At 70.3% G+C, this 21,887-nt stretch carries 22 protein-coding genes; 14 read left to right on the plus strand and 8 right to left on the minus strand.

Features of this window, described 5'->3' with window-relative positions:
- The first annotated feature begins 475 nt into the window (after positions 1 to 475).
- The 3 genes from ACFVJQ_RS30665 to ACFVJQ_RS30675 all read left to right on the plus strand — a co-directional run bounded on the left by ACFVJQ_RS30665 (position 476) and on the right by ACFVJQ_RS30675 (position 2,724).
- Complete coding sequence (locus tag ACFVJQ_RS30665) at positions 476 to 937, plus strand: DUF6153 family protein (protein ID WP_385516381.1); 462 nt, start codon at positions 476 to 478, stop codon at positions 935 to 937.
- A 106-nt stretch (positions 938 to 1,043) separates the two neighbouring features.
- A complete protein-coding gene (locus ACFVJQ_RS30670) occupies positions 1,044 to 1,721 on the plus strand; it encodes a DUF305 domain-containing protein (RefSeq protein WP_385788762.1) in 678 nt (225 codons plus the stop codon).
- A gap of 148 nt (positions 1,722 to 1,869) precedes the next feature.
- Entirely contained in the window at positions 1,870 to 2,724 is an 855-nt protein-coding gene (locus ACFVJQ_RS30675; protein WP_385788764.1) for a F510_1955 family glycosylhydrolase, read from the plus strand.
- Positions 2,725 to 2,778: 54 nt separating this feature from the next.
- Here the strand turns inward: ACFVJQ_RS30675 and ACFVJQ_RS30680 are convergent, their stop codons facing one another.
- Together ACFVJQ_RS30680 and ACFVJQ_RS30685 are read right to left on the minus strand one after the other, a co-directional pair.
- Positions 2,779 to 3,414, minus strand: a complete 636-nt coding sequence (locus tag ACFVJQ_RS30680) for a DUF2218 domain-containing protein (protein ID WP_385788766.1) — start codon at positions 3,412 to 3,414, stop codon at positions 2,779 to 2,781.
- Between the two features lie 9 nt (positions 3,415 to 3,423).
- The gene (locus ACFVJQ_RS30685) at positions 3,424 to 4,035 is read right to left on the minus strand and encodes an SAM-dependent methyltransferase (RefSeq protein ID WP_385788768.1); all 612 of its coding nucleotides are present in this window, start codon (positions 4,033 to 4,035) and stop codon (positions 3,424 to 3,426) included.
- 121 nt (positions 4,036 to 4,156) lie between these two features.
- Here ACFVJQ_RS30685 and ACFVJQ_RS30690 point away from each other — a divergent pair, with 121 nt between their 5' ends.
- Complete coding sequence (locus ACFVJQ_RS30690; protein WP_385788770.1) at positions 4,157 to 4,819, plus strand: TetR/AcrR family transcriptional regulator; 663 nt, start codon at positions 4,157 to 4,159, stop codon at positions 4,817 to 4,819.
- Positions 4,820 to 4,871: 52 nt separating this feature from the next.
- Here the strand turns inward: ACFVJQ_RS30690 and ACFVJQ_RS30695 are convergent, their stop codons facing one another.
- Together ACFVJQ_RS30695 and ACFVJQ_RS30700 are read right to left on the minus strand one after the other, a co-directional pair.
- The gene (locus ACFVJQ_RS30695; protein WP_385514426.1) at positions 4,872 to 5,684 is read right to left on the minus strand and encodes a hypothetical protein; all 813 of its coding nucleotides are present in this window, start codon (positions 5,682 to 5,684) and stop codon (positions 4,872 to 4,874) included.
- Positions 5,685 to 5,833: 149 nt separating this feature from the next.
- On the minus strand, positions 5,834 to 6,256 hold the full coding sequence (locus tag ACFVJQ_RS30700) for a hypothetical protein (protein ID WP_385514425.1): 423 nt from the start codon (positions 6,254 to 6,256) through the stop codon (positions 5,834 to 5,836).
- Between the two features lie 214 nt (positions 6,257 to 6,470).
- On the opposite strand from ACFVJQ_RS30700, the gene ACFVJQ_RS30705 reads away from it, so the two are divergent.
- Together ACFVJQ_RS30705 and ACFVJQ_RS30710 are read left to right on the plus strand one after the other, a co-directional pair.
- Positions 6,471 to 6,653, plus strand: a complete 183-nt coding sequence (locus ACFVJQ_RS30705; protein WP_385514424.1) for a hypothetical protein — start codon at positions 6,471 to 6,473, stop codon at positions 6,651 to 6,653.
- A gap of 5 nt (positions 6,654 to 6,658) precedes the next feature.
- On the plus strand, positions 6,659 to 7,129 hold the full coding sequence (locus ACFVJQ_RS30710; RefSeq protein ID WP_385788773.1) for a hypothetical protein: 471 nt from the start codon (positions 6,659 to 6,661) through the stop codon (positions 7,127 to 7,129).
- A 101-nt stretch (positions 7,130 to 7,230) separates the two neighbouring features.
- Here the strand turns inward: ACFVJQ_RS30710 and ACFVJQ_RS30715 are convergent, their stop codons facing one another.
- Entirely contained in the window at positions 7,231 to 7,893 is a 663-nt protein-coding gene (locus ACFVJQ_RS30715) for a TetR/AcrR family transcriptional regulator (RefSeq protein WP_385514422.1), read from the minus strand.
- Between the two features lie 114 nt (positions 7,894 to 8,007).
- On the opposite strand from ACFVJQ_RS30715, the gene ACFVJQ_RS30720 reads away from it, so the two are divergent.
- The 3 genes from ACFVJQ_RS30720 to ACFVJQ_RS30730 all read left to right on the plus strand — a co-directional run bounded on the left by ACFVJQ_RS30720 (position 8,008) and on the right by ACFVJQ_RS30730 (position 11,650).
- On the plus strand, positions 8,008 to 9,579 hold the full coding sequence (locus ACFVJQ_RS30720) for a DHA2 family efflux MFS transporter permease subunit (protein ID WP_385788775.1): 1,572 nt from the start codon (positions 8,008 to 8,010) through the stop codon (positions 9,577 to 9,579).
- Positions 9,576 to 11,009, plus strand: coding sequence for a DHA2 family efflux MFS transporter permease subunit (locus ACFVJQ_RS30725; protein ID WP_385788777.1), 1,434 nt, complete (start codon positions 9,576 to 9,578; stop codon positions 11,007 to 11,009). The genes ACFVJQ_RS30720 and ACFVJQ_RS30725 overlap by 4 nt, the downstream gene beginning before the upstream one ends.
- A gap of 173 nt (positions 11,010 to 11,182) precedes the next feature.
- A complete protein-coding gene (locus ACFVJQ_RS30730) occupies positions 11,183 to 11,650 on the plus strand; it encodes a hypothetical protein (protein ID WP_385788779.1) in 468 nt (155 codons plus the stop codon).
- A gap of 955 nt (positions 11,651 to 12,605) precedes the next feature.
- On the opposite strand, the gene ACFVJQ_RS30735 is transcribed toward ACFVJQ_RS30730, so the two are convergent.
- The gene (locus ACFVJQ_RS30735; RefSeq protein ID WP_385788781.1) at positions 12,606 to 13,355 is read right to left on the minus strand and encodes a DUF2637 domain-containing protein; all 750 of its coding nucleotides are present in this window, start codon (positions 13,353 to 13,355) and stop codon (positions 12,606 to 12,608) included.
- Between the two features lie 211 nt (positions 13,356 to 13,566).
- Positions 13,567 to 14,958: a glycoside hydrolase family 43 protein gene (locus ACFVJQ_RS30740; protein WP_385788783.1), complete on the minus strand. Its 1,392-nt coding sequence runs from the start codon at positions 14,956 to 14,958 to the stop codon at positions 13,567 to 13,569.
- Between the two features lie 226 nt (positions 14,959 to 15,184).
- Here ACFVJQ_RS30740 and ACFVJQ_RS30745 point away from each other — a divergent pair, with 226 nt between their 5' ends.
- From ACFVJQ_RS30745 to ACFVJQ_RS30765, 5 genes are all read left to right on the plus strand, one after another.
- A complete protein-coding gene (locus ACFVJQ_RS30745) occupies positions 15,185 to 16,609 on the plus strand; it encodes an amidase (protein WP_385514417.1) in 1,425 nt (474 codons plus the stop codon).
- A gap of 74 nt (positions 16,610 to 16,683) precedes the next feature.
- Positions 16,684 to 17,259, plus strand: coding sequence for an IS607 family transposase (locus ACFVJQ_RS30750; RefSeq protein ID WP_385788872.1), 576 nt, complete (start codon positions 16,684 to 16,686; stop codon positions 17,257 to 17,259).
- Positions 17,252 to 18,880 carry an IS200/IS605 family accessory protein TnpB-related protein gene (locus tag ACFVJQ_RS30755; protein ID WP_385788785.1) on the plus strand — a complete coding sequence of 543 codons (1,629 nt, stop codon included), beginning with the start codon at positions 17,252 to 17,254 and terminating at the stop codon, positions 18,878 to 18,880. Before ACFVJQ_RS30750 ends, ACFVJQ_RS30755 begins: the two co-directional genes overlap by 8 nt.
- Before the next feature lie 33 nt (positions 18,881 to 18,913).
- Complete coding sequence (locus ACFVJQ_RS30760) at positions 18,914 to 19,360, plus strand: type II toxin-antitoxin system PemK/MazF family toxin (protein WP_385268212.1); 447 nt, start codon at positions 18,914 to 18,916, stop codon at positions 19,358 to 19,360.
- Positions 19,361 to 19,447: 87 nt separating this feature from the next.
- Positions 19,448 to 20,614 (plus strand): IS4 family transposase, encoded by a 1,167-nt coding sequence (locus ACFVJQ_RS30765; protein WP_385788787.1) that lies wholly within the window; start codon positions 19,448 to 19,450, stop codon positions 20,612 to 20,614.
- 371 nt (positions 20,615 to 20,985) lie between these two features.
- On the opposite strand, the gene ACFVJQ_RS30770 is transcribed toward ACFVJQ_RS30765, so the two are convergent.
- A complete protein-coding gene (locus tag ACFVJQ_RS30770) occupies positions 20,986 to 21,831 on the minus strand; it encodes a TIGR02452 family protein (RefSeq protein ID WP_385788789.1) in 846 nt (281 codons plus the stop codon).
- Positions 21,832 to 21,887 lie beyond the last annotated feature (56 nt).

A 21,887-nucleotide genomic window follows, 5' to 3' on the forward strand; every position in this document is an offset into this window, starting at 1 on the left:
TGGTGGGGTGTTTTTTTTTTATTTGACCGTGTGCCGCCCGCGCCCAACTGGTGTGTTGCGGGGGGGGGGGCCCCCCCACCCCCCAAATGGGGGGGGGGGCCCACCACCGGCACCTTCCCAGCGGATCAGCGAATCGAGCAGAACGACAGGACGAAAGAGGTACTGGTGGACAAGCCATCGCGGACCGGCGCTTTCCGACGGGCAGCCGCGCACCCGGTGGTGAGGATGACGGCCGCCACGCTGCTCCAGGCCCTGGCAGCCCATCTCACACAGAAGGGCGGGGGCGCTTCGTCCTGTCCGGGAGCGTGTGCACGCCCGAGCGGACAGCCCGTCGGCCACCGGGCGCTGTGATCGCCGCTTTGGACGAGCCGGGCCGACGCGGATGAGCGGAGGGCGGTGCCCCGACGGCAGTCTCCGCACGCATTCGGTACTGTCGGAAGGGCAGATCAACAAGCGCCAGGGGCAGGACTTCGGAATGCAGGCGAGCCGGTACGTACGCGCGGGAGGCGCCCTCGGGCACCTGCTGCTCGTCGTCGTGCTCGCGTTCGGCGTCTTCGCCATGCACACCCTGGGGCATCCCGACCACTCCTCCGGCTCCGCCATGAGCGCCGATTCCCACTCGGCGCCGATGGATGCGGCCGCCGCGGTCCACGACCCCATGAGTGCTCCCGCCGTCACGGGCACAGGCACGGTCGATCACGCGACGGGCCCGTCGGAGTCGTCGTCCACGCATGAGCCCGGCATGGCGATGGACATGCTCTCGCTGTGCCTGGCGGTCCTGTTCGGCGCATGGGTGCTCGCCACGCTTTTGAAGTCGGCATTCGCCCGGCACCAGGAGTGGCTGGCGCGACTCCTCGCCCAGGTCGCCGCCGTACTGCGACCCAATCCCCCGCCACGCGGACCCGATCTCACCCAGTTGTCGGTGCTGCGGCTGTAGGCCGAAGCGCACTCGCGGGCGCGCACACGCGCGATCCCGCGACTTCGCGTACGCCAATCAGCCCAGCAGAACAGCAACAGAACCGACATACGAGGTGAAATCCACCATGACTGCCTTCACGCGCGCCCTGCGCCGCAAGCCCGCCCGCCGCCTCACCGCCGCGGGCCTCATCACCGCCGGCGCCCTGTTCCTCGCCGCCTGCGGAGGCGACGACATGAGCGGCATGGACCACGGCAGCGACAACAGCTCAGCCTCCGCGACGGCGACCGACCAGGCCGGTGACGCCCACCAGGCAGGGAACTTCAACGACGCGGACGTGTCGTTCGCGCAGATGATGATCCCGCACCACGAGCAGGCCCTGGAGATGGCAAAGCTCGCCGACGGCCGCGCATCCGACGCCGAGATCAAGGACCTCGCCGCACAGATCGAGAAGGCCCAGGACCCCGAGATCACGACCATGAAGGGCTGGCTGGAGTCCTGGAAGCAGCCGACCGCGGCGGAGTCCATGCCCGGCATGGACCACGGGGGCCACGGCAGCGGCAGCGGCAGCGGCAGCGGCATGATGTCCGGTGCGGACATGGACGAGCTCAAGGCCATGAAGGGCACCGAGTTCGACAAGGCGTTCGCCGAGATGATGATCGAGCACCACAACGGCGCGATCACCATGGCCAAGGACGAGCAGAAGAACGGCAAGAACCCCGACGCCAAGAAGATGGCCGGCGACATCATCAAGAGCCAGTCCGCCGAGGTCAAGCAGCTTCAGAGCATCCTCGACCGGCTCTGATCCCCGTGGCCCCTGCCCGATCGGGCAGCGGTGCACACCGGCCGTCGGGGCCCAGGCCCTGGGCCCCGACGGCCGCCTCGTCTCCCTCCCTCTACGCGGCCGGTCGGCTGTTCCCGACCCGACCGTACGACTTCTCCCTCGAGGACCCATGAACCCGCGCCTTGCCGCCGTAGCGGCCACCGCCGCCGCAATCACCCTCACCCTGACCGCCTGCTCCGCCGACGACGCCGACAAAGCCGCCTCCGCATCCGGCGTCACTGTGAGCCACATCCACGGACTCGGCCTGGACCCCTCCGACCAGCGCCTGTACGTCGCGACGCACGAGGGCGTCTACACCCCCGACGCCAAGGGCAAGCCCACTCTGGTCGGCGACAGCAAGGACGACTTCATGGGCTTCACCGTGGCCGGCGCCAAGACGTTCTACGCCAGCGGCCACCCCACCACCGGCGGCAACAAGGGACTGATCAAGAGCACCGACGCCGGCAAGACCTGGGAGTCCCTGTCGCTCTCCGGCGAGTCCGACTTCCACGCCCTCGACCACGCCCACGCCACCGTCTACGGCTACGACTCCACCAGCGGCCTGCTGCGCACCAGCAAGGACGGCACGACCTGGAAGAACGGGGCGAGTATCCAGGCCCTCGACATCGCGGTGAGCCCCAAGGACCCCGGCCTCCTTCTCGCCACCACCGCCGAGGGAGTCGCCCGCAGCACCGACGGCGGCAAAACCTTCGCCGCAGGCAAGCAACCGGTGATGGCCTTCCTCTCCTGGCCGGCACAGAACGCGCTGTACGGCGTCGACACCGCCGGCGCACTGCACCGAAGCACCGACGGCGGGAGCACCTGGAAGCGGGCGGGCACGGTGCCGGGCGGTCAGCCCCAGGCGCTCACCGCCGTGGGGGCCGAGCACATCCTGGCCGCCACACAGACCGGGGTGTACGAGTCGAAGGACGGCGGTACGACCTTCATCAGGCGACTCGACGTCGAGGCGAGCGGCGGGCACTGACCGGCGTACACCGATCGGTGGGCGGGCACCGGGCCGGCGCCGGTCCGACTCGTGTCAGCGGCTCTTCGAGGCGCGACCACGATGAACGGCGAACCCGCCCAGGAGCACGGCCTTGACGAGGACGACCGCCAGGACACCGCCGACGGCCCAGCCCGTCCACCGCCAGTTCGCCAGAAGTACCCCGCCGAGCCCCAGGTGCACGGCGAGGACCAGCGCGAGTACCACCACGAGCGCAGTCCTTCCGAGGTACCTGCGGCGGGGCACGGCTCCCCCACCGGATGCCTCGACTGCACCCGCGGCTCCAGAGGACTGCGCGGAAGTCTCCAGCCCTCGCCAGCGCACCTGGAGCCCGTCGCGCCGGCCGAACCGCTCGACGTGCCCGGCGACGAGATCCTGAAGCCGCCCCAGGTTCTCCTCGTCGGCGGCTTCGACCCGCACCGTCAGGGTGCCGGGGGCGGCCCTCAGGCTGATTCGGCCCCAGGGAAGGCTGACGTCCCCTTCCGTGTCGGACCAGGTCACCTGGGCCTCCTGAGCCACGGCCCGCATGTCACGCAGGGCTTGTGCGTCATCGCCGGAGTGGGCGCGCGGGAGGTGGCCGAGGTGGCGGCCCTTGTTGGCGAAGTGCTTGCAGAGCTGGACGAGGTAGCGGCTGGGGCGCGCGGTCTCGACACGGGCTTCGGCGATCGGCATGACGTTCCTTCAGATGCGCGTGAGAGCCACCAGCCAGGCCCGGATGCCATCCGAGTCGGTGGTGATGTCGATGGTGGAGGGTTCGATCGAGTCGACGCGCCATCCGTCGGCGAACGCTGCTTCGATCTCGGCCCGGGTCAGCTTGTGCACCCGCCCCCACTCACCCTGCTGCCGGTCGCTGAAGCCGAGCATGAAGTAACGGCCGCCAGGCGGCACGACCGACCTCAGGGCATCGACGTAGGCGACGCGGTCGTCGCCGCCGAAGAGGTGGAAGAGCCCGCAGTCGAGCACGGTGTCGAACACCTCGCCGAGCTCGACCAGTTGCCGGGCGTCGTGCCGCAGGAAGCGCACTGTACGGCCTCGGGCGCGCGCCTTGTCCTCGGCCGTGCGCAGGGCGTTCGCGGCCATGTCCACGCCGGTGGCGTCGAGGCCGAGCCCGGCCGCCATGATCGCATGCTCGCCGGTTCCGCAGCCGACGTCCAGGACCCGGCCCCGCAGGGCACCGGCCTCGGCGAGGGCCAGGAACGCCGGCTGGGGGCGGTCGATGTCCCATGGCGGCGGGGTGACGTACAGCTCTTCGGGGCCTGCCCCCACACCGGGGTGGCGAGTTGGGCCGACCATGGTCGTCCCCTTCTGTCGGTTGTGATCGTCCGGACCTCCGTAACAAGCTCCAGCTTTATCGAGACATATTGTCGCTGTCAATCCATGATGTCGCAGCGTGGCCGGACCGTATGCTGGGGCCGTGCCCAAGCTGTGGACCGAAACAATCGACGCCCACCGCGCTGCCGTGCGCGCCGCGGTCCTTCAGACCACCGCGGCGCTCGTCGCCGAGCACGGACTGACGTCGGTGACGATGTCGCGGATCGCCAAGGACTCCGGGATCGGCCGCGCGACGCTGTACAAGTACTTCCCGGACGTCGATTCGATCCTGCGCGCCTGGCACGAGCAGCAGATCTCCCACCACCTCGACCACCTGGCCGAGGTCCGCGAGCGGGCCGAGGGCGCCGGTGAGCGGCTCGAGGCCGTGCTGCGGGCGTTCGCCCTCGTCTCCCACGAGTCCCGCAAGCACCACGACGGCGATGTCGCGGCGTTCCTGCACCGTGACCAGCAGGTCACCGAGGCCCAGCGGCGGCTCCACGGCATGGTCAGGGACCTACTGGCCGAGGCCGTACCGACCGGCGACGTCCGGGACGACATCGCACCCGACGAGCTCGCCGGCTACTGCCTGCACGCCCTGAACGCGGCCGGCGGCCTGCCGTCCAAGGCCGCGGTCCACCGGCTCGTCACGGTCACCCTGGCCGGGCTGCGGCCCGACCTCACCGGACCTGTGGACCACGACTCCTCACACCTGCCGCACCACCACGAGCGCCACTCCGCCCACGGCCACCACCCGGCCGGTTCCTGAGCCGGGGGCGCGGGACGGGGCTGACGCCACCGGCCACCGGCCTCACGCCCGATCAGTGGCTGTGGCCGCCCTCCGCGTGCTCGGCCTCGTCGGACGCAGGCGGGACGCTGGGCTGCGAGGCACCTGGCGTCGGAGTCCGGCCCCCGTCCTCCTCGTCGTGCCCCGTATCAGCTTCCTCCGGTGCTTCCGCCTCCCCGGTCGTCTCCTCTCCGTGACTGTGCCCGCCGCCGCCCGACTCGGCGGCCATGCCATCGGCGATACCGCGCAGCCCCACGAGGGCGAGGGCCGCGGTCACCAGGACCAGCACGCCCGCCGGGCCGACGATGCTGCGCCACCGCGCCGGCTGGTACCGCAGGACGTACGCGATGAAGGACAGGGCCAGCCCGAACGGGATCAGCAGTGCGGCACGTTCGGGAAAGTCCTCGAAGTGCTGCAGCCCGCCGCTGAGCATGCCGATGCCGAACGACAGCGCGAGCGAGGCCGCCACGATGCCCAGCACCCTGGTCACGCCGGGGCGCTGCCTGGTGAACACGAACTCGTTGAGCACGGTGGCGAAGAGGAAGACAGCCGCGCCGGCGACGGCGATGAGGGTGTAGCGGGCGGGGTCCAGCGGGTGGTGGACGATGGCGCCGCTGATCAGTCCGGCACCGACGAATGTGGCGGCGTAGCCGAGATAGTCGCCGAGCAGGGGTGGCCGCTTGGGTGCGCGTCGGCGGCCTCGCCGCCGGTCCGCGCGGCGCGGGGACACATCCGGCTCGGCCGGGACCGGGGAGCGTCGCGTGGGCGCGGGGTGCGGCTCGTGGGACTGCGGGGCCTGTCGGGGCGCGGGTCTGGCGGTGCGGTCGGCGAGGTGATGCTGGGACACGGAGAACGCCTTTCAGCGCAGGCCGGTGCGCGGGTGCGTCGGGCCCGGCCCGTGGGAGCGTGGACGGTGACTGGGAAAAGGGCGCCGGGTAAACCGCTCGGCACCCCATGGCGCGACCCTCTGGGTGCGCGTGTCAGTTCACCGTCGGTCTAGATCCGCAGCACCGACAGCCGTGATCGTGCCGGGCCTCCGCCGGGATCCTGGGCCACGTCGGCCCTTCTCGCGAGGCCCGCCGTACCGGTCCACGTCGATGTGCACGAAGGCGGGAGCAGCCAAAGACCACTCGGGATCAGCGCGAGGCAGTCGGACGCAGGCGTCCCCTCGGTATGGGCACGGTGTTGCGCGTCGTCGTGCTCCGGGGCTGCGGCTGAGGCGTCCGGGTTCTGCGGGAGACCGACATCGTCGGCGAGGGCGGCGTGCACTGGATGGGACTGCGCCACTGCGTCGGATGCCGACACGCCGCCGTGCGCCCCGGCGTGGCTCAGGGTGTGCAGTACGCCGACGCCGAGCAGCAGCAGGGTGAGCAGTACGAGCCTCAGGGCGACGCCGCCCGCCTTCATACCGCCACTCACCCGACCCGCCAGCCTGTCCGCGCCTGTGCAGGCGCTGATCGTCACTCTTGGCGGCATCACCCTACCCGTGACACGGCGCTCCGGGATGCTGGGGCCTCACGCACGCACGACGACCCCATCGATACAGCATGGATTGATAGAGACGTGCTGTATCGATAAATCTGGCCGCCTCAACAGCACTCGACATGCACGCCAGAGACAGGACACCACCGGCATGACCGACTCACCGTCCGACCCGGGCACCGGCACGACACCCGACCAGGAGACCGCTCCCGCCACTCCCCGCTGGGTGAAGGTGTCCGGTGCTGTTGCGATAGCTCTGATCGTCCTGTTTCTCGTACTGCACCTCACCGGCAGCGGGTTCGGCCCGGGCATGCACTCGGGCAGCGGTCACTGATGGCGATGCCGCCCCGCCTGCGCAAACTCGCACTCACCGCGCACATCGCGGCATCGGTGGGCCGGCTCGGCTCGGTCGCGGCCTTTCTGGCGCTCGCCGTGGCCGGCCTCGCCGCCGACCCGGAGTCACACAGGGCACAGGGTGCCTATGTGGCCATGGAGATCACCGGCTGGTACGTGATCGTCCCGCTCGCGTTCGCGTCACTGCTGACCGGGCTGATCCAGGCCCTGGGCACCACGTGGGGACTGTTCCGCCACTACTGGGTGCTGGCGAAGCTGGCCCTGACCGTGCTCGCCACCTTCCTTCTGCTGCTGCACATGCAGGCGGCCGACCATGCGGCGGACGCGGTCACGGCGACGGACGCGACCGGGACCGGCCTGGACGGGATGCGGATCCAGCTCGTGGCCGATGCCGGCGCCGCCGTGCTCGTCCTGCTGGTGACCACGGGACTGTCGGTCTACAAGCCCGGGGCATGACCCGGTACGGGTGGCGTCGGCAGCAGGAGCAGCGGGCCGGCACCGCGACCGCGGGTCGGCCGGCCCAGGGTCAGGCCGGGGCCCGGGTCTGAGGCGTCGCCTCAGATCTCGGCGTCCGCCGCCTGCCGCGGGCCGTAGTGCCCCAGGAACATGTCCACGCCGCTGACGATGAGGCGGCCGGTGAGGTCGTCGTCGATGTGGGTTCCGTAGGTGCTGAAGACCATGTGAGGGAAGACGAGCAGCGCGTACAGCTGGATGATCGCGGCTTCCAGGTCGGGGATGACGAGCCGCCCCTGGTCGGCGAGCGCGCGCAGGGCGCCGGCGACGGCCGGGTGATGGCCCTCCGGACCGTGCCCCTTCCATGCCCTGCCGAGCTCGGGGAAGCGGTGCTGCTCGGCGGCGACGAGGTTGCGCAGGGCGATGACGTCCTCATTGGTCCTGACGGAATGGACCCAGGCACGGGCAGCTTCGATGAGTGCCGCACGCAGGTCCTCGGCCTCGGCCAGCCCTTCGAGCGCGGCCGATGAGGCGTGACCGAGGGGGTCGTCGAGTGCGCTCGTGATGACCGCGGTGAACAGCGCTTCCTTGCTGCCGAAGTGGTTGTAGACGGTCACCTTGGACACGCCCGCCTCTGCGGCAATGGCGTCCATGCCGACACCAAAACCGTCCCGGAGGAACAGCTCGCGCGCCGCCCGGACGATCGCCTGCCGCTTCTGTTCGGCGCGGGGGCCGCTGGGGGGCTGCTTGACGCTGTCCACGCTCATGAGTCGATCCTAGCAATTGACTGAACTGAACAGTTGAGTTCATATGTACTGGGCCGTACAGTTCAGTTATGGCGGAAGCCGACGGCATTCCGCCCTGCTCCGGGAGAAGATCTCGTGTCCTCCACCGCGCATCTGGCCACCGCCCCACCGGCTTCCGGCGCTCCGCCCGGTACCGGCAACCGGTGGCTGACCCTCGCCGTTCTCAGCGTGAGCCTGCTGCTGGTGGGCCTCGACACCACCGTGCTGAACGTCGCCCTGCCCACCCTGGTGAGCGAACTGGGCGCATCGACAAGTCAGTTGCAGTGGATCGTCGACAGCTATCTGCTGATGTCGGGCAGCCTGGTGCTGTTCTGCGGCAGCCTCGCCGACCGGCTGGGCCGCAAGTGGGTGTTCCTGGCCGGCCTGGCCTTGTTCACGGGCGCCTCCGTGGCCGCCGCGTACGCAGGCTCGGTGACCGCGCTGATCGTGGCGCGCGGCGCGATGGGCGTCGGCGAGGCGCTGATCATGCCCGCCACGCTCGCGATCATCGGGCACGTCTTTCCCCGCGGCGCCGAGCGCACCAAGGCCATCGGGATCTGGTCGGCGGCGGTGGGCGTCGGCACCGTGATCGGGCCGATGGTCGGCGGCTGGCTCCTCAGCGACTTCTGGTGGGGGGCGGTCTTCCTGATCAACCTGCCGATCGGGCTCGCCGGCCTGCTCGCGGCCGCTTTCCTCGTACCGAACTCGCGTGCCCAAGCGGCCCGGCGGCTGGACTGGGCCGGTGCCCTGCTGTCGGTGGCGGCTGTCGCCAGCGTGCTGTGGGCGGTGATCGCGGGACCCGACCGCGGCTGGACGAGTCCCGCCGTGCTGTCCGCCTTCGCGGCGGGCGCGGTGCTGCTCGGTGCATTCATTGCCTGGCAGCGGATGAGCACCGCCCCGATGCTGCCGCTGCGGATCTTCCGGCACCGGGCCCTGGCAGTCGGCGATGTGCTGATCCTCGCGGGCGCGTTCGCGCTCATCGGCACGCTCTTCGTCGTCGTCCAGCACCTGCAGTTCGTCCTCGGCTACAGCGCCGGGCAGACGGGACTGCGGCTCGGCCCGGCGGCGCTCGCCCTGCTGGTCACAGGGCCGCTGGCGGGCGTACTGGTGCCGCGCATCGGGCTGCGTACAGTCTCGGCGGCCGGGCTCGCGCTGCTGCTCGCCTCGGCCGCCGTCCTCGCCACCACCGGCGCCGGTGACGGATACGGGCGCGTGCTGGTAGCGATGCTGCTGCTGGGCGCAGGCGCCGGGTTCGTCATCACCTCCACCAGCGACGCGATCGTCGGCTCCCTGCCGGAGGCGGATCTCGGCGTCGGCTCGGCCACCAACACCGCCGCGCTCCAACTCGGCGCGGCGGCCGGCGTCGCGATCACCGGCAGCCTGCTGTCCGACCGCTACCGGGCCGGTCTCGCCGGGGATCCGTACAGCGCTGCCATGCCGTCCGACGTACTGGCTTCCGCCCAGGAGTCGCTCGGTGCGGCGCTCTCCGCCGCCCGGCATCTGCCTGGTGACGCCGGCCTCGCCTTCGCCGACGCCGCACGCCAGGCGTTCGTCGACGGCCTGGGCCCTGCAATGGCTGCGGGGGTTGGCATCACCGCGCTCGGCGTCGTCATAGCGCTGGTCTGGGCCCCTTCCCGTACCGCCTCTCACGACAAGGACGCGTCATGACGCATTCCGCCCCTGGCACGCGCCACGCGCCGGAACACCACCGGCCGTCGGCCGACCCCCGGCGCTGGGCGGCGCTCGCCGTCATCTGCGTCGCGCAGTTCATGCTGATCCTCGACGTCACCGTCGTGAACGTCGCCCTGCCCGACATGGCCGCAGACCTTGCCCTCGACCGGGCGACGCTGACCTGGACCGTCACCGCGTACACCCTGTGCTTCGGCGGTCTGATGCTGCTCGGCGGCCGGCTGGCCGACGCACTCGGCGCCCGCCGTACGCTCCTGGCCGGGCTCGCGGTCTTCACCGCCGCCTCGCTGGTCACCGGACTCGCCGAGAACGCGCCCATGCTGCTCGGCGGCCGGGTCGCGCAGGGCGTCGGCGCCGCCCTGCTCTCCCCCGCCGCGCTCTCCATCGTCACCACCACCTTCCACGGCACCGAGCGCAACAAGGCGCTCGGCGTGTGGGCCGCGATCGGTGGCTCCGGGGCGGCCGCCGGGGTGCTGATCGGCGGCGCGCTGACCGAGGGGCCGGGCTGGCAGTGGGTCTTCTACGTCAACGTGCCGGTCGGCCTCGCCGTCCTGGCCGCTCTGCCCGTCCTCGTCCCCGCCCGCGCCCCGCAGCCGGCCCGGCTCGACCTGCCCGGCGCGCTGCTGGTCACCGCGGGCACCGGCTCGCTCATCTACGGCCTGGTCGAGGCCGGGGACGCAGGCTGGGGCAACGCCGCCACGCTGCTGCCGCTGTTCGCCGCAGTGGTGCTCTACTCGGGGTTCGCCGCGGTCGAACGCGCAAGCCGGGCTCCACTGATGGACCTGCGGATGTTCACCCGGCGCCCGGTGCTCGCGGGCGCGTTCCTGATGCTGATGGCAACCGCGCTCCTGATCGCATACTTCTTCCTCGGCTCGGTCTACCTCCAGCACCTGCGCGGCTTCAGTCCGCTGAAGACCGGCCTGCTGTTCCTGCCGGTGGCCGTGGCGACCGGCCTCGGCGCCCACCTCGCCTCCCGGCTCGTCGGACAAATCGGCAGCCGCGCCACCGCCGTGGCCGGCATGGCGATCGCGGCCGCCGGAACCGTGCCGCTCACCCAGCTGTCCGCCGACGGCAGCGCGTACGCGGGTCTGCTGCCCGGCTTCATCGTCGCCTCCCTCGGCCTCGGCGCGGTCTTCGTCACCGCCACCACCACCGCACTCGGCATGGTGGACCACCATGAAGCGGGCCTCGCATCTGGAGTCGTCAACACCTTCCACGAGGTGGGCGGTTCGATCGGCGTGGCGGTCGTCTCCACCGTCGCCGCCTCCGGTATCGAGTCCGGCGCCGTCGGTGGTTTCTCGGACGCCTTCACCCTGTGCGCCATCGCAGCGGCGACGAGTGCCGCAGTGGCGCTGGGCCTCGTACCGCGCGGCAAACCACAGATGACCGGCGGCCCGCACGTGCACTGAAGCATCATCACGCCGGGATGGGAAGCGGGAGTTCAGGCTGGCTTCCGCTTCCTCAAACATCGTCCCGCCCCTTGGCTGCATGAGCTTCGTGGGTGGACTCTACCCAGGAGTGGTATACCCTGGCGGGGTATATTGTGGTGACCCAATGCTCACAGCAGATACGGAAGCACGCGATGACGGTGCGTGAGTTCCCGTGGTTGCCCACCGGCGGAGTCATCCGCTGGGTACGCGGCATGTTCGTCACCCTGTGCGCCGTACTCGCCGTGCTCGTGCACCATGACCTCTCCCACGTCCCGATCGCCTCGGCTTCTGCCACTTCCGAGCGCGCCCCGGTCGCTTCGGCGTCCGCCATGGCTGGGCACGCGATGCACCATTCGGCGCCGATGTCCGCCCCGCACACGCAGACGGACTCGGCCGGGCAGAACGCGCTGACCGGTAGCCCGGACGGTGCGGCCTGCTCCTCGATGGTCATGCAGCACTGCTCGACGGCGAACGTCACCGCCGTACAGATCGCAGCGCCGGCAGAGTCGCCGATCCCGACGGTCCCCCTCCCCTACTCCACGGTCGCAGGCGTGGACATCGCACGGTCCGTAAGTCGTGCGCCACCAGACCCGTCCGTCCTCTCCCAGCTGCGCATTTAGGCCGTGCCCAACGGCTTCCTGCGTCCCCGCGACGCGAGCGAGCCGTGTCCGGACACAGACCGAACGCCCCTTTGCGCACTGAGAAGAGGACCTTTTCGTGAACAGTCTCAACCGTCGTTCCGTCCTGCTCGCAGGACTGGGCGCCGCAGGCACCGGCGTGCTCGCCGCCTGCAGCAGCTACGACCTCATCGGGCTTGTCGACGGCGGCCGTCGCCAGCTTGAAGAGGATGCCCTCCTTGCCGCGTCGCCAAGAAGAAGATCCTTGAACGGATCTCGGCGGACCCCCTCGTCGCTGTCGGCACCATCCACGAGTTCCTCTGGCGCCTTCAGGGACTCCACGCCGGTGTCGGTATCGACATCTCCGGATGGCGCCAGTAGCCATGCCGCGCAGCCAGTCACTCCTCCGCACGCAGACTTGCCCCGCTCACAGCCTCTCCTACCTGCAACTGTCCATCCCGGAGCGCAAAAGTGGGCAGATTCGACCCGGATTCGACCCGAGGGCCCTTCACCCCGGACTGAGCAGCGTTGACCTGCAACAATGCATGTTCTGCCGATGTGCCGCTCAAGAACCGGCAAAAAAATGCCACAGTTGGCAGCATTACGGACACTCTCTGGCAATTGCGCCAGCACCGCGAGTGGCTGCATTCGCTGTGGCCCTCTTCGACTTCCTCGGGCGTGAACTGACCAACAGCGGCACTCCGTTAGCCGTACCGTTGATCATCAAAAGATTGACCTACGCTCTGACCAGCCCTTTTATCGAATCCCTTCCGCCTGACAGAAGCCGCCTTGCGCAGCGGCCGTCGCCGTCACGACGCTGATCCCAACCACGGCACGCGGGGCGACGACGCCCCGCCGACAGGGACGGGAACCCCATGCCTCACATGACCGCCTTCGCCAGGAACCAGTGGTTCTTGGCGAAAGCAGGCAACGAGGTTCTCCCAAGCCCTGATCATTTTCAGACTCCGTTGATCACAAGAGCAGCGCGGACAGATGGCTCACCGTGAATGCGCGGTGCATGCCCACCGCACTTCCGTGGCGTCCATCGGGGACCTTGGCCGCTGCTGCCATTCCTCCGGACGAGAGCAGTCAACTCCCGGGATCGCCTGGCGCCGACATGCAGTTCCTTGCGCAGCGTTTCAGCTGAGACAGGCCGCTGATGACGCTCCCGGTGCCGGGCATCGAGCATCTTGGCGCGCTGCAACAAGGGATCATCCGCTCCATGCTCCGGCTCTCGCCCTTCCGCGCCATTGCCTTTCTTCGGCCACCCCGTCTCGTCCCGGACTGGATCGCCCGGCCGGTGCACGAGAAGTTCGACCGAGAGCAGCAGGGCGACGGGCGGCCACCCGGCGACAAGGACCGGCTTCCATTCCAGAGCCGGTGCCGCCGCGATGTTCGCTGCCAGAGAGACCGCGATCCCCAGAAAGAACGCCGACCAAAGGGACCACCGCGATCGGCGTGTCCGAGGCTCTGCGTGCTCAAGGAGACCGGCCGTAGCCAGGAGCAGTAGACCGTCGACCGACAGCGGCCACAGCGAGGCACTGACCGAGTCGGCCCCGCCCTGCAGGGCGAACTTCCGCTGATGGACGTACGAGGCGTACGCGGCGACCCCTGCGACGACAAGCGCACACAGGGGCCGCACCCACGTATCGGCATCGAGTCCGTGACGACGGGCAGGACGTCCGGCGGCCTGTCCAGGCCGCCTCACCCTGCCCCCTCCTTCACCCCAGGGAGCCCGCTCCTCCCGACCGGCGGCAGCCCGATCCGAAGCTCAACACCCATGCCACAGCCAGGATTCGCCGACCCGCCCAGTGCACAACCAGTGCACACTTGGCCGGGAAATCCGGGGAAATCGAGGGAACTGGAGGGAAGTCCTCCACATCCCTCAACGCGACTTCCCAGGTCAGCAGCGGTGCAGCTCAGGCCCAGGATGCCACCGGCACAAACGAACTGTCCTGCCGGAACAGCCCCGTGCCGTCCGGCAGATCCACGCGGAGTTGGTAGTCGTAGTGGCGGAGGTAGCGGCCCGGGTAGTTGTACGACTCGAAACGGATCGAGTCCGTTGCCGTGCCGGTGCGGGCGATGAAGGTTGCGTCGCGGGCGAACGTCGTTGTGCCGTCGTTGGGGTCGAAGCGGCCTCGGAAGCCGTAGTGGCGCAGGTAGTTGCCGGAGGCGTCGCGGAAGGAGTAGGCGTTCGCGTCGGCGAGCCCGGCGACGACGGTGAAGGTGGACGCCTGCTTCTCGGCGGCTGTGCTGGAGCCGGTCACCACCGGGAGGTTGAGCAGCGCGGACTGCTGTTGCCAGTAGCGGGTGGAGTAGTTGGCGGAGCGGAAGGAGCGGGTGGTGTTGCGGGCCAGGCTCACGCCGCCCGAGACCGTCTCCTTGATCACGGTGAAGTGGCGTGCGGTGCCCGAGATGCCGGGCAGGGCGCGCGGCGCGCTCCAGGTGGCGAACGTGTCGTAGCTGTCGCTGTAGTAGTACGTGCCGTCGCCGTAGCCGTCGAAGAAGATGCGCCAGCCGCCGTTGTCGAGTTGCACCAGTGCAGGGCCCTCGCGGTAGCTGCCCCAGCCCGCCCAGTCGCCGGTGCGGCGGATGGTGTACGGGCCGGTGAGGCTGGACGCCGTGGCGTACTCGATGTACTTGGTCGTCTCGTTCTTCGGGAAGGCGTGGTAGGTCGAGCCGATCCGCACGATGAAGGTGTCGATGTGGTTGGCGCCGATGCCGGACAGGGGGACGGGTGAAGTCCAGGCGGTGAGCGCGGAGTTGGTGGCTCGGAGACGGTACGGGGTGAAGATCCACTCGTCGTTGGTGGTGGAGCAGGACACGATGACGTTCACGCTGCCGTCACTGTCGACGAACCACTCGGGCGCCCAGGCGCGCGACAGGTTGGCGATCGGGACCGGGTAGTCGTACAGGAACGTCCAGTTGACCCGGTCGGAGCTGCGGGCGAAGCCGATGGTGGTGCTGGTGTCCTGCCATGTGTGCGTGGTGTAGGTGATGTAGTAGTAGCCGTCGGTGTGCCGGAAGATCGCGGCGTCGCGGATCCGGTTGGCGGGCGGGGCGTAGGCCGAGGACTTCAGCAGCCGGAAGTCGGTGGCGTCGTCGGACTGGTAGACGTTCACGGTCCCGTCGTTGCTGTTGAGGAACGGGACGATGGTGTAGCGGGTGGCGGAACCGCTGGGGGGCGCGGCGGCCTCGGCGGTGCCGGGCATGCCGGGCAGTTCACCCAGGACGAGCGCCGAGGCGGGCAGGGCGGCCAGCGTGCGCAGCAGGGTGCGGCGGGACGGCGTGGCGGGGGGACGTGGGGTCATGTGCGGCTCTCCTCCGACCCGGGATTCGATATACCGAACTCAGTTCGGAAAGTCGGTCAGAAGGTAGGGGTGAGGTCGCAGCGCGTCAATGGTTCGCGCACGATGGAACGAGGCCTGTGGGAATGCTGTGGCGGACAGGTGAACCGGCTTTCTTTTCAACCGCGTTCCCCCCGAAGCCCTCCTGACGTTACCGTTCGGTAGACAACACGCTCCGGAGGTGTCCCGCATGACGCTCGACCGTTCCGCCGGCCTGGCGGAGACCGCCCGCGCGCTGGCCGACGGGGAAGTGACGTCCGGCGCCCTCGTCGAGGCGGCCCTGGCCCGTATCGAGGCGACGCAGGGCACCCTCAACGCCTTCCGGATCGTGCGCGCCCAGGCGGCGCTCGCCGAGGCCGAGGCCGCCGACCGGGATCTGGCCGCCGGGGTGCGCCGTCCGTTGCTCGGCGTGCCCGTCGCCGTCAAGGACGACATGGACGTGGCCGGTGAGCCCACCGCGTTCGGCTGCGCGGGTGGGTTCCCGCCGGTCGCCGAGGACGGTGAGGCGGTACGGCGACTGCGCGCGGCCGGCGCCGTGATCGTCGGCAAGACGAACACCTGCGAACTCGGGCAGTGGCCCTTCACCGAGGGGCCCGCGTTCGGCGCGACCCGCAATCCGTGGAGCACGGACCATACACCGGGCGGCTCCTCCGGCGGTTCGGCGGCCGCGGTCGCGGCAGGCCTGGTACCGGCCGCGCTCGGCTCGGACGGCGCCGGGTCGGTGCGCATCCCGGCGTCCTGGACCCATCTGATCGGCATCAAGCCGCAGCGCGGGCGCATCTCCACCTGGCCGCGCGGCGAGTCGTTCCAGGGCATCACGGTCAACGGCACTCTGGCCCGCACGGTCGCGGACGCGGCCCTGCTGCTGGACTCGGCCAGCGGCAACCACGAACACGACCCGCACCGCCCGCCGGTGCTCGACGTGTCCGAGGCGGTGGGCCGCGACCCCGGCCGACTGCGCATCGCCCTCTCCCTGAAGCCGCCGTTCACCGCACTGCCCGCCCGGCTGCACCCGGAGATCCGCGCCCGGGTCGTCGAACTCGCCGAGCGACTCGCCGCGTTGGGACACACCGTCGAGGAGGCCGACCCGCCGTACGGCCAGATCGGGCTGACCTTCGTCCCGCGCGCCACGGTCGGGGTCGCCGAGCGGGTCCGCGAGGCACCCGACCCCGCGCTCCTGGACCCGCGCACGCGTGACGCGGCACGGCTCGGGAGGCTGCTCGGCGGGGCCCCGCTGCGAGCGGCCCGGCGTGCCGAGGCGGCCCTGCACCGCCGTATCGGCGGATTCTTCTCGTCGTACGACGTGGTCCTCGCACCGACGACAGCCGCTCCCCCGCCCCGGATCGGCGCCATGCTGAAACTCGGCGGTCTCGCCACCGACCGCGCCATGATCGCCGCCTGCCCGTACGCCTGGCCGTGGAACGTGCTGGGCTGGCCCGGCGTCAATGTCCCGGCCGGTTTCGTCACCGGTGGTCTGCCGGTCGGGGCGCAGCTGCTGGGGCCCGCGCACAGCGAGCCGCTGCTCGTCTCGCTCGCCGCACAGCTGGAGGCCGACCTGCGCTGGCACGAGCTGCGCCCTCCCGAGCAGCTCGCCTCGGAGTCCCCTGCGGCATAGGGGCTCCATCTGCTGGCCCTCGAAGTCGGGTAAGTGAGCGTAACCATGTATGAGTGAGTGTCGTTGTGCAGAGCGTGAATCTGACGGAATGGGCTAAGACGCAGGGCGTGCATCCGCAGACCGCGTATCGCTGGTTCCGTGAGGGGGTGTTGCCGGTACCGGCTCAGCGGGTCGGGCCACGCACGATCCTGGTGAACATCGACGCGAACACCACGCCCGAGGCCATCGGCGGTCTGGGCCTGTATGCCCGCGTCTGCTCGCACGATCAGAAGACCGATCTGGAACGCCAGGTCGCTCGGCTGTCGGCGTGGGCGGCGAAGGCCGGTCACCGAGTCGTTCGTGTTGAGGCGGAGATCGCTTCCGGGATGAACGGCTGCCGTTCCAAGGCCCGGCGTCTGCTGGCCGACTCGCAGGTGACCTGCGTGGTGGTGGAGCACAAAGACCGGCTCGGCCGGATGAACGTCGAGCTTGTCGAGGCCGCCTTGTCCGCGACGGGCCGTCGCCTGCTGGTGCTGGACGACGGCGAGGTCGAAGACGACCTGGTGCGGGACATGGTGGAGGTACTGACCTCGTTCTGCGCCCGCCTGTATGGCCGCCGCTCGGCGAAGAGGCGAGCGAAGGCCGCGCTGGAGGCCGCCGAACATGGCTGACCTGCGCCCGATTGATCCGTCGTTCGTGGCTCTCGGCCCGTCCGGCGTCGCGATCCGTACCCGGCTCAAGGCTATCACGGCCGAGGACGAGAAGGTGCTCAGGCTGGTCGGTGACCATTTGGGGACTCTGGCCGGGCGTGACCTCAAGGCCCGCTGTGCGGCCGGTCTGGAGCACGACAGCGACCAGTGGGCGGAGCGCAAGCGCGCCCTGACGCAAGAGGCGTCGTCCCGCTGGGCCGGGAGCATCACGAAGGCCACCCACGACCAGTGGGCGCTGGCCCGCCGCGCCCAACTCGCCCACATCCAGAACCTGGAGGCCGGTGTCCGTACGATTGCGCACCGGCTGTCCCTCCCGGTCGGGGAGAAGGGCACAAAGCGGGCGCCGGGCGGATACCACACGAAGCAGGAGTGGTTCGCCAAGTCCCGCCGCCTGCACGTGCTTGAGGACCGGCTGATTGCTGAGCGGGCCGACCGTGGAGCCGGGCGCGTCCGAGTAGCACGCGGCGGTGAACGCCTGCTTGGCACCCGGCACAATCTCACGGCCGCGAACCTGACCGAGACCGAATGGCGTGAGCGTTGGCAGGCCGAGCGCCGGTTTCTCCAGGCGGACGGCGAGTCGGGGAAGCGGTTCGGGAACGAGACGATCCGCGTCACCCCTGACGGGGAGGTCAGCATCAAACTGCCCGCCCCGCTGGCTCATCTGGCCAACGCCCCACGCGGGCGGTACGTCCTCACTGGCACCGTGGTGTTCCATCACCGGGGCGACGAATGGGCCGACCGCGTCACCGGCAACCGGGCGGTCGCCTACCGCATCCACGAAGACGTGCAGCGCAGGCGCTGGTACCTGACCGCCTCCTGGTCCATCCCACCGGTCAAGACCGTTCCCCTGGCCCGTGCCCGCGCCGGAGGGCTGATCGGCGTGGACACCAACGCCGACCACCTGGCCGCCTGGCGGCTCGACCAGCATGGCAACCCGTGTGGTGAGCCCCGAAGGTTCTTCTTCACCTTGTCCGGCACCGCCGATCACCGTGACGCGCAGGTCCGGCACGCCCTCATCCGACTCCTGCACTGGGCAGCCCGGCGCCAACTCGCCATCGGCATCGAAGACCTGGACTTCCAGGTGGAGAAGACCAGGGAGAAGCACGGCCGCCGCAAGCGGTTCCGCAAGCTGATCTCCGGCATGCCCGTGAGCAGGCTGCGCGCCCGGCTCCTCAGCATGGCCACCGAACTCGGCTTGACGATCGTCGCCGTGGACCCCGCCTACACCTCAATGTGGGGCGCCCAGCACTGGCAAAAGCCACTCACCAGCAACACCAGGAAGACCACCCGCCACGACGCGGCAGCCGTGGCGATCGGCAGGCGCGCCCTGGGGCACCCGATCCGGCGACGGACGGCACCGCCCCCGCACGACCAGAGCGATCGTGCGGGGCATCGGACCGTCCAGGCCCGACCGGGCGTCGCAGGGCGTGAGGAAACCCGCCCCTCCGTCCCCGGACAACGGGCACGACCCGTTGCGCCGGACGTGAGAGCGAAAGCGGGGGACCAGTGTGCCCAACACCGTTCGGGGCACGCGGCTCAGCACGGGTACCGACAACAGGACCCATTCCCGCTCAGCCTTTAGGAACGGTTTTCGCCGCCCGCTAACGTGACCCCCGTGACTGCCTTCACGGATGAGAACGTCCCCGGCCGCTTCGGCCCGACCGCGACCATCGAGGCCGACCCGCGTGAGGTCGGCCGGGTGCGCACGGAGTACTCGCCCGCGCACGACGGCGACCCCGATCCGGGGGAGATCGTCTGGACGTGGGTGCCGTTCGAGGAGAACGACGGGCGGGGCAAGGACCGCCCGGTGCTGGTCGTGGCGCGGGAGGCGGCGGGTACGTTTCTCGCCGTGCAGTTGTCCAGCAAGCGGCACGACGGCGACCGGGAGTGGGTGCCGATCGGCAGCGGGCCGTGGGACCGGTCGGGGCGGGACTCGTGGGTGGACGTGGACCGGGTGCTGCGGCTGCACGAGCAGGGCATGCGGCGGGAGGCGTGCGCGCTGGACCGGATGCGGTTCAACCTGGTGCGCCACCGGTTGCGGGAGCGCTACGGCTGGAGCTGAACGGGGCTAGGGCCAATGCCGTTGCTTTAGGTCACGGGCGTAGGCTGCCCAGTGGTGGTCCCGGGGGTGGTTCGGGTGTCGGCGAGTGTGTCTGAGTTATCGGGTCTGGGGCTGTTGACCTGGGTGTATCCGCCGGGGTTGGTGGATCGGGTGGTAGCCGCTTGCGGGTGCGCAGAACAACGCAAACGGCTCCTTCCCGCACGGCTGGTGGTGTACTTCGTGCTGGGGCTGGCGCTGTTCTCTCCGGCTCCGTATCTGGAAGTGATGCGGCACCTGGTCCAGGGCCTGCGGGGCCAGGGGCTGCTGAGCGGCTGGCACCTGCCGGCGAAGTCCTCGCTGTTTCGGGCCCGGCAGCGGCCGGGCTCAGAGCCCTTGCGGGTGCTGTTCGCCACGACCGCCAAGCCGATGGCCACCGAGGCGACGCCCGGCGCGTTCTGGCGTGGACTGCGACTGCTGGCCGTGGACGGCACCTGCTGGGACGTCGCGGACACCGAAGCCAACGAGGCCGCGTTCGGACGTCCGGGCAGCGGCCGCGGGACGGGCCAGAGCGCGTTTCCGCAGGTGCGGATGGCTGCGTTGGTGGAGGTGGGCAGTCATGCGGTGCTGGACGCGGAACTCGCCGGCTGCCGCACCGGGGAAGTCACCCTGGTCGGCCGCCTGCCACGTTCGGCCGGTCCCGGCCAGCTCGTCCTGGCCGACCGTGAGTTCCTCGGCGTCCCGTTGTGGCAGGCATTCACCGCCGCCGGCGCCGATCTGCTGTGGCGGGTGCCCGCCAACCGCGTCCTGCCGGTGATCAAGCAGTTCCGCGACGGGTCGTGGCTCTCACCGATCCGCGCCAGCGGCGGCCCTGCCCGGGATGAGCCGGTCGTGGTCCGTGTCCTGGCCTACCAGCTCAAGGACCGGGTCGGTGAGGGCGCAGCTGACGGCTACCGCCTGGTCACCACGCTGCTGGACGCCCGACGGTATCCGGCGAGGCAACTGGCCGCGCTCTACTGCGAACGCTGGGAGGTCGAGTCCGTCTTCGCCGAGATCAAAACCCATCAGCGCGGCGCCCGGGTCGTCCTCAGCAGCAAAACCCCTGATGGTGTCCGCCAGCAGATCTGGGCGCACCTGCTGGTCCACCATGCTCTGCGCGAGCTCATGCTGAGAACGGCGGCCCCCCGTGGCCTGGATCCCGACCGCATCTCGTTCACCGAAACCCTGCGCTCTGCCCGGCGCAGCGTGACCGTCACGCCGGGCAGTTTTTCCCCCTGACCTCCTGGTCACAGCCCTGCTGATGCTCGAGCAGGACCTCCTGGAACGGCTCCTGCCCGTCAGACGTCTGCGCAGCCAGCCCCGAGTCGTGAAACGCAAGATGTCCAACTACCGGCTCAAACGGGCTGAACACCATGCCTGGCCCCAGCCCACCCGCACCGGCACCCAAGCCATCCTCACCACAAGACCCCAACCCGCAGACGCGTAATGCAACGGCATTGGGGCTAGGGCCTGTCCGGCGGATCATGCCGCAGACACGGGGTCTGGCACGCCCATCTGCGGTGTTGTCCTCGGTTGTCGACGCTCCGCGTCGCCGCCCTCCTCCGCCTTGCAGCTGGACGCACCAGACCCCGCTCACCTGCGCCGATCAGTCACCGCCGCTTCCCTGCAGCCTGATCCGCCGGACAGGCCCTAGGTGGGAACGCCTGTACGAAAGCCTCGCGGACCACCGCACCGGGCGTACGGTCCAGCACCCCGAACACCACGTGCTCGAACCTGGCTGCGAACCGTCCGCCGGGGCCCAGCAGCTGCCGGAAGGCGCCGGCGACCTGCGTCGGGTCGTTCTGGAAGACTCCGCAGCCCCAGGCGCCCAGCACCAGCCGCCGGTAGCCGTGGTGGGCGGCCGTCTCCAGGACGCGTTCGGCCCGCGCGGCCAGGGCGTGCGGCAGTTCGGCCGTGCGCTGCGGTGCCGTGCGGCGCACCACCCCGGCGTTCGGGGCGGCGGCGGTCAGGAACCCTGCGGTGTACGGCTCGTCCAGCAGCCGGCCCCGGTCGTCGCGGAAGACGGGCACGGCGGGTGAGTGGATGACACGGGCCGTGTAGAACGGGTCTCGGTGGGTGCGGTGGTGGTCGTAGAACTCCGGGGCCCGCAGCAGGCACGTATACAGGGCGGAGGCGCGACACAGGGCCTCCTCCTGGGCCTGGGCGCCGTTGAGGAAGCCGCCGCCCGGGTTGCGGGCGGAGGCGAAGTTCAGGACGGCAGCCGGACCGATCCGGCGGGCGGCCTCCAGACTGCTCTCGCCCGTGACCTCGAAGAACGTGTCCACCGCGGGCGCGGGTGCCATCGGCACCGGTTCCGGACCGTGCATCCGCGTCCCCGCTCGCGCTGCGTCCACGGCGGCGGCCACGGACACCGTGCGCCCGTCGGACGCCCGATAGGCCCCCGCGGCCACGATCTGCTCGGTCTCCCGCGCGATGCCGCGCAGCCGCGCGCTCACGGCACAACCCCCGTGTGCGCCACGAGCGCGCGCTGCGCTGCCTCCCCCGTCGTGCT

Origin of the sequence: Streptomyces sp. NPDC127197, assembly GCF_042672405.1 — a bacterium.
Classification (GTDB): Bacteria; Actinomycetota; Actinomycetes; order Streptomycetales; family Streptomycetaceae; genus Streptomyces; species Streptomyces flavusporus.

Bases quoted from the DNA above. Each gene is read 5' to 3' on its own strand.
- ACFVJQ_RS30745 (WP_385514417.1), top strand. From the start codon at position 15,185: ATGACGCTCGACCGTTCCGCCGGCCTGGCGGAGACCGCCCGCGCGCTG.
- ACFVJQ_RS30740 (WP_385788783.1), bottom strand. From the start codon at position 14,958: ATGACCCCACGTCCCCCCGCCACGCCGTCCCGCCGCACCCTGCTGCGC.
- ACFVJQ_RS30685 (WP_385788768.1), bottom strand. From the start codon at position 4,035: ATGGTCGGCCCAACTCGCCACCCCGGTGTGGGGGCAGGCCCCGAAGAG.
- ACFVJQ_RS30725 (WP_385788777.1), top strand. From the start codon at position 9,576: ATGACGCATTCCGCCCCTGGCACGCGCCACGCGCCGGAACACCACCGG.
- ACFVJQ_RS30755 (WP_385788785.1), top strand. From the start codon at position 17,252: ATGGCTGACCTGCGCCCGATTGATCCGTCGTTCGTGGCTCTCGGCCCG.
- ACFVJQ_RS30680 (WP_385788766.1), bottom strand. From the start codon at position 3,414: ATGCCGATCGCCGAAGCCCGTGTCGAGACCGCGCGCCCCAGCCGCTAC.
- ACFVJQ_RS30730 (WP_385788779.1), top strand. From the start codon at position 11,183: ATGACGGTGCGTGAGTTCCCGTGGTTGCCCACCGGCGGAGTCATCCGC.
- ACFVJQ_RS30715 (WP_385514422.1), bottom strand. From the start codon at position 7,893: ATGAGCGTGGACAGCGTCAAGCAGCCCCCCAGCGGCCCCCGCGCCGAA.
- ACFVJQ_RS30670 (WP_385788762.1), top strand. From the start codon at position 1,044: ATGACTGCCTTCACGCGCGCCCTGCGCCGCAAGCCCGCCCGCCGCCTC.
- ACFVJQ_RS30710 (WP_385788773.1), top strand. From the start codon at position 6,659: ATGCCGCCCCGCCTGCGCAAACTCGCACTCACCGCGCACATCGCGGCA.
- ACFVJQ_RS30675 (WP_385788764.1), top strand. From the start codon at position 1,870: ATGAACCCGCGCCTTGCCGCCGTAGCGGCCACCGCCGCCGCAATCACC.
- ACFVJQ_RS30705 (WP_385514424.1), top strand. From the start codon at position 6,471: ATGACCGACTCACCGTCCGACCCGGGCACCGGCACGACACCCGACCAG.
- ACFVJQ_RS30665 (WP_385516381.1), top strand. From the start codon at position 476: ATGCAGGCGAGCCGGTACGTACGCGCGGGAGGCGCCCTCGGGCACCTG.